6 protein-coding genes are annotated in these 8,401 nt (G+C 43.0%); all 6 read right to left on the reverse strand.

Annotated elements, in window-relative coordinates; genetic code table 11:
- Positions 1 to 367 (reverse strand): CpsD/CapB family tyrosine-protein kinase (locus tag F6K20_RS14320; protein WP_287295061.1); only part of this gene is annotated, 367 nt, incomplete at its 3' end.
- Between the two features lie 9 nt (positions 368 to 376).
- The gene (locus F6K20_RS14325) at positions 377 to 2,032 is read right to left on the reverse strand and encodes a GumC family protein (protein WP_287295063.1); all 1,656 of its coding nucleotides are present in this window, start codon (positions 2,030 to 2,032) and stop codon (positions 377 to 379) included.
- A gap of 568 nt (positions 2,033 to 2,600) precedes the next feature.
- Complete coding sequence (locus tag F6K20_RS14330; protein WP_008181838.1) at positions 2,601 to 3,746, reverse strand: glycosyltransferase; 1,146 nt, start codon at positions 3,744 to 3,746, stop codon at positions 2,601 to 2,603.
- A gap of 96 nt (positions 3,747 to 3,842) precedes the next feature.
- Positions 3,843 to 4,841: a sugar transferase gene (locus tag F6K20_RS14335; protein WP_044492547.1), complete on the reverse strand. Its 999-nt coding sequence runs from the start codon at positions 4,839 to 4,841 to the stop codon at positions 3,843 to 3,845.
- Between the two features lie 918 nt (positions 4,842 to 5,759).
- Entirely contained in the window at positions 5,760 to 6,827 is a 1,068-nt protein-coding gene (locus F6K20_RS14340) for a T3SS effector HopA1 family protein (RefSeq protein WP_287265894.1), read from the reverse strand.
- A 79-nt stretch (positions 6,828 to 6,906) separates the two neighbouring features.
- Positions 6,907 to 8,082: a phosphotransferase family protein gene (locus F6K20_RS14345; RefSeq protein ID WP_353736755.1), complete on the reverse strand. Its 1,176-nt coding sequence runs from the start codon at positions 8,080 to 8,082 to the stop codon at positions 6,907 to 6,909.
- Positions 8,083 to 8,401: the final 319 nt, after the last annotated feature.

Here is an 8,401-nt window from a genome sequence, read left to right on the forward strand (position 1 = left end):
CCACCATCACCACACCTTGGCACAAAGATGCTGCTTGGAGTGCATCCACCATACCTAACACTGGGGGAGTATCCAGCAACACCAGATCATAGGTCTGCTGAAACTCTGCCATTAAGTTCTTCATCCGTTTAGAACCCAGCAGCTTAACTGGGTCAATTGGGGTTGGTCCAGCAGTCAAAACATCAATGGTTGACCCCAAAGGTGAGATACTAACTGGGCTGGGTGTAGCAGTATCATCTTCCAATAAAGTAGAAAGTCCTTCCTGATGGGAGAGGCCAAGTTGTTGGTGCAACCTCGGACGGCGCATATCTACATCAATTAGCAGTACTCGTCGATGTAAACGAGCAGCACTCAAGGCTAAACCCAACGCCAGAGTTTACTTCCCCTCACCAGACAGCGCTGACGTAACCATCAGGGATTTCAGCTCAGAACCAGAATTGAGCAACTGGATATTCACATAAATCATGTCCAGTGCTTCCTGAAATGGTCGCCATCCCAACAGTTCCATCATCGGAAGTGTTCTCTCGGACTGGCTCAAACCTAGATTCAGAACAGGTTTACTGATTTTACCTTCCGGCAACTGTGGAATCATACCTAGCAAGGGTAGAGCCACTTGATTTTTCAAATCATCAGAGGTATGAATTCCATCATCCATGGCTTCCCGCACAAAGGCAGCCACACCACCGAGAAATAACCCAACCACTGCACCCAATAATAGGTCTTGGGTCATATTAGGACCGGTCTTCGAGCCCGGTAAAGGTGCTTCTACAACTTGCCAGTTAAATCCCCCCCGAGCCAATTCGATGCTTAACTCCTGCCGTGCTTGTAGTAGCTGCTGCAGAGTATTTTGTTGAATTGCTACTTGGGGTTGTAGACGATTGTACTGAGCAATCAGGGCTGGGAATTCCCTGAGTTGGATACGGATTTCCTGCTCTGTTTTGGCCAGGGCTTGATCACGAGTCTGTAGACTGACTAGATTAATTTGCGAGGTGATTAGTTCGTTGACCAGATTGAGATCCACACCACCGAGCTGTCCTTCTGTCAGGAGGTTATTGCCAGTGGTAACCAGTTTAGTCGGAACTTGCCCTAAAACCCGTCTAGTCTCTTCCTGCAAGAGCGCAAACACACTCTGACGCTGTTCAATTAATTTTTGAATTCTAGGATGAGCTTCAGTATAAATCCGACTTTGCTCCACCAAAGCCAGTTCTATTCTTTGGATTTCATTGAGCAAATTTTGATAGCGCCCAGATTGACTCAAGCGGGACGAGGTCAAGGCATTTTGCGGTGAACGAGCCAGTTTTTGCTGAACAGCCTGGTAGCGAGTTTGAGTTTCCATGTACTGAGCGCGGATGGCTCGGCGCTCCTGTTCAATCCCATTCAGAGTTTGACTGACAGCTAGAGCTTGTTGTGAGGGATCAATCAGGTTTTTGCTCTTGCGAAACTGCTCTAGCCGTTGCTCAGCTTGCTCAAGATTATTACGAGCTGTTGGCAACTGCTGATTGATAAAAGCAAGACCTTTATTCAACCGCATTTCCTGCTGCTCTAGGTTGTAATCTTGATAAACCTTTTGAATAGCTTGCAGTACTTTTTGAGTTTTAATCCGGTCATTGCTGGTGTAGACCGCTTGAAATACCTTAGTTTCGGTTTTACCCTGCAGTACTTGAGCTAATCTTAAGGAGCCTCTAATATCACCGACTGTGATATCTGGGTAGTCATCACGAAGCAAATCCACTGCTCGTTGAATCAATTCAGAACTACGCATCAGCTGTAACTGAGTAGCATAGTCGATATCAACAGTGGACTCAGTAAACTGACTCTCTATTCCTCGTGTTTTATCTATATAATTAGGCTCCACCAACAGCTGTAGAGAGCTGATATAATTCGGCTCTTTCTTGAGAGTGATATAGAAGGCAATCGGCAAGCTTGTCAACAGTACACTTATAATCCACAAGCGTCTGCGCCACAAAACTGCCAACAGTTGGCCATACCCTGCATCTGTTTCACCTGCTGCGTTTAAATCAAGTTCCTTCATGGGATTTTAGATTAATGATTGACAAGTTTGGATTGGATTTTAAATTGACATCAATTCCAGTGAATCAAGTCTAAAATATTCCCGGGATGATTAGTAATTGGTTTAGATAAAATCCGGTTAATCACTTTGTTCATATTCGATAGGATTTTTGATTTTTTTTGGAAAGTTAATTTTAAATTAACCATTAACCATTGAAAATTTGCCCTTGAAATATGTTCAATCTCTGGTAAGCAAAATTATCATGGATACCTGCAACAAATTTTCCCTACCTTTTGGGAATAGGGAATTAGGAATTGGAGTATGATTACCCATTACCCATTACCCATTACCAATGAACCGACAATCATAGGTTGCATCCCTTTTAGAGAAAGGGTATAAGAAGAAGTAGTCAACCGGACCTGATATTATCTATTACCCATCACCAGTCACCCGAGCAGGACTATATTGATTAGTCCACCAGATTGGATCTGATGATTTTGGAGTATAGACCCGTATAAATCCCAAGAAATCAACGAAAAAATCCAAAATCCAAAATCTAAAATCTAAAATCAGCCCAGCCACTATCCTGTCACCTAGCTAAAGTGGGAACCTTGGTTGAATGGCGTAACGAATGGCTGAAATTAACAGGCTGTCCCCTGACCGTTTTATCAATAATTTGCCCAACTGTATTAAAGAAAACGTCTTCAGTGAAATGACTCAGGGCATGGTCTCGGATTTTGGCATAATTCCAGGGAATTTCCCTAGCCTCAAGTAGTGCAGCTTGGAGTGCTTCCGGTGTTTGCCGTTTAAAAAACACCCCTGTCGTCCCTGGTATCTGAGTATCCAAAACACCACCTGCACCGTAGGCAATTACTGGAGTCCCACTGGCGTTGGCTTCGATTGGCACTAAACCGTAATCTTCTAAAGCCGCCACGATCACCCCACGAGCTTTTGCCATCAAATGACAACGCTGTTTATCGCTGACGTATCCCAAGAATCGAATATTGTCCAAAGCTTTAGATTCTAGACGCTCTCGCTCTGGACCATCACCAGATATTAATAAGGGCCAGCCTAGCCAATTAAACGCCTCGATAATCAGATCGATACGCTTGTAACCCAGTAAACGAGATGATACTAGGTAAAAGTCTTCCTTTTGGTCGGAAAACACAAATTTATGGCTATTAATTGGATAGTTGACCGTCATGGCTGGCTTACCATAGATATTCTGGATACGCCGAGCGACAGTGGTCGAGTTAGCAATGTAAATGTCCGGCTCCTGGGCATAGTCCAGGTCTACTTTTCTGATCAACTGGAAGACTTTATCAATGACAGGAGAAAACGCTCTATATTCTCCATACTCCTTGAGGTAAGTTTGCGTATCCCACAAAAAACGGGTGACATTGTGGCAAAAGCAAACATGCTTGGCTCCTAATTTTTTCTTGACCGCCTTTGCGAAGCTTGAACAACTACTGATAATCAAATCGTAATTTTCTAAATCCAAGGCTCGAAAAGCTGGATAGTAAAACGGAGCCAAGAGTCTGAAGTATTTCGTTGACCCTGGAATGTTCTGAAGTCCGGTGGTATGCACTAGGCGCTCACCTAGGTCAATGGTGTTCTGGGAATCATACAAGGATGTGAACACATCAGCACTAGGGAAGCGCTTACAAAGCAGTTCAAATACCCGTTCTGCTCCACCTTTTTGCGTTAGATAATCATGAACTAGGGCAACTTTCATGCTTGTTTATTGGAAAACCTATTCCTAGAGAATACTCTAATCTATTTACCATTAGATTTAATTTGTATCCGGAATTTTGCCGAGATATTTTTGAGCCTAAACGGCTCCATTATTTTTCGACAACAAGATAAAAATTGTTTTTATAATGAGCTTAAGGTCATACATTAAGCTCCAGTTTCGTTGGTAGCGTAAATCCAGTTTAATTATATCTGCAAAATCCCGAACTTGCGATCGCCCATGCACCTGCCACTCTCCAGTCATTCCCGGTTTAACATTCAACCGTTGCCACTCTGGAACCTCATAGATTTCCACTTCCTTAGGTACCGGTGGTCTAGTACCTACCAAACTCATTTCACCTTTAATGACATTCCAGAACTGAGGTAGTTCATCCAAACTAGTTTTCCGCAAAAACCGACCGACCCTGGTGATTCTAGGGTCATTTTCGTTTTTGAATATCTTGCCATCCTTAGCTTGATTTTGAACGCTATCTTTCTGGGTTTCCGCATCAGTATACATTGAGCGGAATTTCCAGATCCGAAATTCCTTACCCATCCAACCACAGCGAATTTGACTAAACAAGATGGGGCCAGGACTGTCGAGTTTAATCGCGATCGCAATGGGAATAAATAATATGGCCGTAATTCCTAAACCTACTATTCCCCCCACTATGTCTAAGCATCGCTTAGCCCAAGAGCGTGTAGATGGGTGAGTTGTTGGTAACTGAGCCTTTGACCAATTGACAGCTATTGTTGTCAGGTTATATGAAGCGTCTAGAATTAATTTTTTGTCTAGCCCAGTCATGACTAAGACAGCCATAACTGGAGAAGTTATACCCCTTAGTATTAGTGATCCCCCGTTTTCCTGAGTGATTTTGTGATTCCTTACTAAGGCACCAATGCCGCTACTATCGATAAACTCTGTCTGACTTAAGTCTGCAATAATCAGCTTAGGACAATAAGGTTTTTGGAGAAGCTGATCACAAGTTTCTTTAAATTCTATTGCTTCGAGTCTGCTCAAGCGGATCGGTAACTGCACTACAGCAGCTTCATTTATGAAGCCTGCCTGGCCAGAAGTCTTTAACGTTGACTGCATCATGATGAAATATAAATTATAATGTCGATTAAATCGTGACTTTTTAGAGAGTAGATTTAAACTATGTAGGAATTGTGTAGAAAGTTTAGCAATCCTATTAACACCCTAGGTTTTAACCGTACATATACCTACGGCTCCTCCGCCCTTGATTCAGGCAATGGTAGAATTTATATTACTCTTTCAATTTCGGGTTGAGGGTTAGAGCAAGGTTAATGGTTAATGGTTAATGGTTTTAATTATTGATACCTAATGCCTTTTGTTACCTTACCTAGTAGGGAAAATCCTAGTTTACCTCTCACTTATTTTTCGACTGATTAATAGGTATAATTCATCGGGTAAATTAACCGGTGGTAAAAATAAAAAATGGATACAAATTCCCCATTTTTTATTTTCTATCGTTACCATATAAGTAAGCATTTAGCATTACTCATTTGTCAGCAGTGACGTTGGTCAATAAGTGTTCTGTATAATCCCGGATGAATGACTAATATAACTTTCATGAGTTTTTCATAAAATCCTGACAGAGCTAAAAATTTTTGATGAATTTTTCTTAAAGACGCTAAATATACCTGAGGTCAATTGCCACTTCCGTCTTGAGACTGATGACTTGGATGGTGGCAGCGAGGATCACTCAGTCTAATGGCCTAAGGCTAAAGCTTTCGGCTACACCAACCAAGTCCATCTAGGTGGACTTGGTTGGTGTAGCGCTATAGTTTTTTATGACTTACCCAGGGACTATACCTGTAAGGTCTCCCTCCGGATCCTACTAAGCTGTCACACATTGAAATTGTATTGAAATTGTGAAGAGGCGCGCTTTGGGGAGATGGGGATATCGGCAGATGGGGAGCTCACAAGGGTAGGTTTTTGACATCATGGTCAAACGGGGAGTGTGGGAATTGTCGGGCGGGGGTGCGGAAGATGTCACTCACCATTGAGGTAAGGACGTTCCCATTCAATTCCTAACTGAGAAAATTGTTGGCGGATAGCGTTGAGGCGCTCCTCTGGAGTGTTATTACCGTTTTGCCAAGCCTGCATTAAACCATTGGCTACAATTTGGCAGCGGTTCATGCCAAAACTTTCTTGAGAGGTAAATTTTTGGGTTGGTTCTTCGGCAAAACTCAGTCCCGGTGCCAAAAACTTGGTGAATAAAGGTACTTCTGGGCGAAAATGGCAGCGGTTTGCTAGATATATGGTTTGCATCACCCCAAAGACAACTTCAGAATCACAGCGCTCAAAGTAGAGTACTCCGCAGTCATGGCGTTTGTATTCCGATGGATTGTATAGAACTTTAAATGTGAAAGGAATTGCTGCTGCATTCAAATATTTTGTCATGCTATCCATGACAGCCAGGGCTCCATCTGGTGTCAGATTAAAATAGATTCGCGCTGTTTTAGAATCGATATCACCATTGCCCTGTCGCTCTTGACCAACATTACCCACTGCTACATAAAAGCCGTTTTGCCTCAAATTCTTGGGCATCCGGATGGCAACGATGCTACCGATGGTAGCAGATTTTTCCTCACGTTTGAGATGAATCTCCCGTTCAATATGCATAGTCAAACTCCCTTTGGTGACGGCTATTGAACCATCGGTTTCTTCTGAGATTACCTGCCAATTGGGATCAAAGTAGCCTGTGCCTTGATTGTTGGCGTGGAGTCGTTGGTAAAAATCTAGGTCTATTCCCAGCAGGGTATTGTTCTCTAAGTTTTGATGGGGTGCTATATCCGCGCGACTTGTGTTGAGTGCCAGGGGAGTGCGCAGATAGCCATTGTAATAAATGCCGTAGAGGAAATTTCTCAGCAGTAGGCTGAGATACTTATGCTGTATGTCTTGAGGAAGTTGCTGAAAGCGGGCTACTGTTTGATCAGGTATGGTGAAGGGTTGATAGTTGGGATGGTTGATACAAAAATTGGACTGGATTTCAATGTTGTTAACAATATCTTCCAGAGCTGCTTGCTGTTGATTGGGAAAAGGGTTGTCAAATAGCATCGTAATTTAAAGTAAAATTAGATGAGGTCTATATAGCGGTTTTCAATTGACAATTCACAGGTATCCTCAAAACCCTTTTCTAGGGGATTACCGGATTTGATATCAGTTCTGATTCTGAGATCCCAAAAACTGTTGGCACAGATTGTTTTGGTCGGCAGAGTAGACTTTTGGCAACCTGGAGCATACAGATTCCAGTATTGTCGAAGGATTTCTGATAGTAAATCATTGCCTGAATTTGGTGAATCAGTGCCAAACCGGTAAACTGAACCACTCGTTTAAGCCAGTTGGGACGAGCTGACTCAATCCCGGGAAAAGCGGTAAGATAGGCTTGGGTTAGAGCAGCGATGGACGGTTGAAGCACCTGCAAAGGAGTCACTGCTAGACGCAAGGATTCTTCTAATTTAATCGTGGGGTCTACTACTAAGCTACTTAACCAGATTCCCAGGTAGCTGGCGATTATGGTTCCAAGGTCAAAGGCTGGATCTCCCCAGGCACAACGTTCCCAATCAATCAGTCGCACCATGCTCTGATCGGGTGGTGAAGATGTTGAGAATTGCTCCCACTCTCTATGAACCAAAATGTTGTTCAATTTTAAGTCATTGTGGGTTAGGCAACTCGGATGCCAGTCAGTTTCCAAATCTGCGATCGCATTTCCCAGACTGGGGTAACGTTGATAGAGAACAAAGAACTTTAAGGCATTGTTAGGGATTGAGCCAAACATTTCTGGGCTCAGCCGTCCGATTCCTTTAGCTGGATTGCCAAACCGATAGGGAGATTTCCCGTTTGGTACCTGGTCTAGAAAATTCCGACATTCTGGTTGATTGAAGGTAACACGATGGAGGTTGGCTAAAACTGTTCCGATATCAGTTGCGATCGCTTCAGGGAAAATTTGGTTTTGATAGTAGAAACTAAACAGGTCGAGATAGTTATTTAGATAGTTGTAGACCAGGATGCAATGATCGGGATCAAAATGAAGGATCTGGGAAACTGATGAAGCTAGACAGTCCTGGTCTGGCAACTGCTGCAGCCAGCGATGAAATTGCCACTCATTGAAAAATTCATGATTTATAATACCACCATGATGGGGTCTTTCCTGCTTAACCAGTAGCTGACGATGATCTGAAAAGCTCACCAGTAAATTGAAATTCTTAGCAGGGGGAGCCGATTCTACCTGGATAGATTCTAGGTCTGACGGGGTACACAGTCCTATATCCAATAGATATGAGGAAATCGTTTCAGATGATAGTGGTTCCAAAATATCAGTAGATGATCAGTAGATGCACAACTTAAAGAGAAAATGTTTGTTGTTTACCCTTGAGCAGTTAACCGATAGTAGGGGAAAGTCTTGTGCCTAACCGTACAACAATCAACACTCAACAGTGAACAATCAATAATGAGACTGTTATAGTTTCAGGAGTTATGTAAGCATTCAGCAGTCAGCACTCAGCGGTCAGCTTATTTTATTCAAAAGCACCGATTAGTAGCGTGGCACAGGCTTCGATGCTGGCACTTTCCCCATAAACACCTCAATTAGTGTGGGCAAACGCGCATTAGCTGATAGCACCTAAAGTAAG

Source organism: Moorena sp. SIO2C4 (assembly GCF_010672485.1).
GTDB classification, from domain to species: Bacteria; Cyanobacteriota; Cyanobacteriia; order Cyanobacteriales; family Coleofasciculaceae; genus Moorena; species Moorena producens.

What these genes read in the sequence shown, in the direction of transcription:
- F6K20_RS14325 (WP_287295063.1), bottom strand. Translation starts at nt 2,032, where the DNA reads ATGAAGGAACTTGATTTAAACGCAGCAGGTGAAACAGATGCAGGGTAT.
- F6K20_RS14330 (WP_008181838.1), bottom strand. Translation starts at nt 3,746, where the DNA reads ATGAAAGTTGCCCTAGTTCATGATTATCTAACGCAAAAAGGTGGAGCA.
- F6K20_RS14335 (WP_044492547.1), bottom strand. Translation starts at nt 4,841, where the DNA reads ATGATGCAGTCAACGTTAAAGACTTCTGGCCAGGCAGGCTTCATAAAT.
- F6K20_RS14340 (WP_287265894.1), bottom strand. Translation starts at nt 6,827, where the DNA reads ATGCTATTTGACAACCCTTTTCCCAATCAACAGCAAGCAGCTCTGGAA.